2 protein-coding genes are annotated in these 1,645 nt (G+C 38.7%); one reads left to right on the forward strand and one right to left on the reverse strand.

From position 1 onward, the window contains the following. Positions 1-12 precede the first annotated feature (12 nt). Positions 13-762 carry a hypothetical protein gene (locus ACR2F7_RS03380; protein ID WP_432712183.1) on the reverse strand — a complete coding sequence of 250 codons (750 nt, stop codon included), beginning with the start codon at positions 760-762 and terminating at the stop codon, positions 13-15. 223 nt (positions 763-985) lie between these two features. Between ACR2F7_RS03380 and rlmH the strand changes: the two genes are divergently transcribed. Further along, a complete protein-coding gene (gene rlmH, locus ACR2F7_RS03385) occupies positions 986-1,459 on the forward strand; it encodes a 23S rRNA (pseudouridine(1915)-N(3))-methyltransferase RlmH (RefSeq protein WP_432712184.1) in 474 nt (157 codons plus the stop codon). The last annotated feature ends 186 nt before the right edge of the window (positions 1,460-1,645 follow it).

The following is a 1,645-nucleotide window of genomic DNA, read 5'->3' on the forward strand; positions in this document are numbered from 1 at the left end:
TACCAAATATTACTACCTAAAGAGGACTCTCATAGATAAAAAAACGCCAGAGCTTTTATCCCCCCGGATAGACACAGGGTTAAGGCGGTTAAATTTTAGCTGTTCCAGGTTCTTATTCCAGTCTACGGTAACATAGGTGAGGTCGAAGCCTGCCCCCCATTTTTCACTGAGCATAAAATCTAAACCAATGGCAGGCCTACAAGTAAAAGCATAACCCGAAGCCGAACGTGTCGATAGTCGCTCTTTAAAAACCTGCTCTTGTGCCAATGCCTGGAAAACATCATATATTCCAGTGGAGCTTAATTTTTGATAGTTGAGGCCACAAGAAATTCTGAACATGGTTTGCTCATCATCCAGGTCAAAAGTTAAAACGGGCTTAAGCTGGAAAGCCACGGTGCGATGAATAATTTTGAGTTCATCATACACATCTGTTTCCGGCTGGGGATGCTGGTACTTTCTATCCTTAGGGCTATAGAGATAAAGCTCGGCCCCCGCCTCTACAGTAAAATAGCGATGGAGCGGAATACCATAACCAAGATCAAACAAAAATCCATTGCTCGTATCGCCTTTATATTGTTCAACACCATTTATAATTTCTGGTTCGGTGAGCATGGAAGTGATGAAGGCTTCCACCGGAACTTTCATAGAGCCATAGAAGTAATTTTTCTGCGCATGGGCTTTGCCTGAAAAACAAAACATCAAAACAAAGGAAAACAGAAGGAATTGATAGGCTGGCTTTTGGCCAATCATTTTAAAGGTCATAGCGTTGTAGAGAGGTTAATGCGTTTCCATTGCAGGCTTGGATTTTTAAAGCAAGCAATGGAACTAATGTAGAAATAAAAATACAGTAAATAGGCAGACAATTAAAGCATGGCGTGGAGCTTGTGCCAAAGTTGTTTAACTTTGCCTTTTCTGGCAGGAGGTGTAAACAGAGATTTAATTTTTTAGTGTACACTTCATTGCTTTTATAAATAGCTATAAACTGATGAAGATAACCTTATTGGTGGTGGGTAAAACCGAAGATAAATACCTGATTGAGGGTATTGAGAAATACCTGAGCAGGTTGAAGCATTATATTGGCTTTAACCTGGTGGTGATACCGGAATTAAAAAACACCAAAAACTTAACCGAAGCCCAGCAGAAAGATAAAGAAGCCGCATTGATCATGAAACAGCTGAGCAACTTAGATGTGGTGGTACTTTTAGATGAGAAGGGCAAAAAACACAGTTCTGTCTCATTTTCAAATTATTTAAACAAACAAATGATTGGCAGTGTTCAACATTTGGTATTTATTATTGGTGGCCCTTATGGCTTTGACGAAAGTATTTACAATCGCTCAAATTCAAGTATCTCCCTATCGGAGATGACCTTCTCTCACCAAATGGTGAGGTTATTCTTTGTAGAACAACTTTACCGTGCCTTTAGCATTTTAAAAGGCGAGCCTTACCACCACGAATAATAAATTATTTTATGGATTTTAGTGAAACCATTCATCATTAACAGAAGGAGGACATATGGGACCTGGAGATTTTAAAAGAAAATATAAGTACAGAAGTGATATTTCAAGTTCTAGACTATCCTATTGGATAGCTATTATTGTTTCCATCATTGTTTTTTGGTTATTGTGGACTTACTTATAACCTGC

This window comes from Pedobacter sp., from assembly GCF_045628745.1.
GTDB lineage: Bacteria > Bacteroidota > Bacteroidia > Sphingobacteriales > Sphingobacteriaceae > Pedobacter.

Bases quoted from the DNA above. Each gene is read 5' to 3' on its own strand.
- ACR2F7_RS03380 (WP_432712183.1), bottom strand. From the start codon at position 762: ATGACCTTTAAAATGATTGGCCAAAAGCCAGCCTATCAATTCCTTCTG.
- rlmH (WP_432712184.1), top strand. From the start codon at position 986: ATGAAGATAACCTTATTGGTGGTGGGTAAAACCGAAGATAAATACCTG.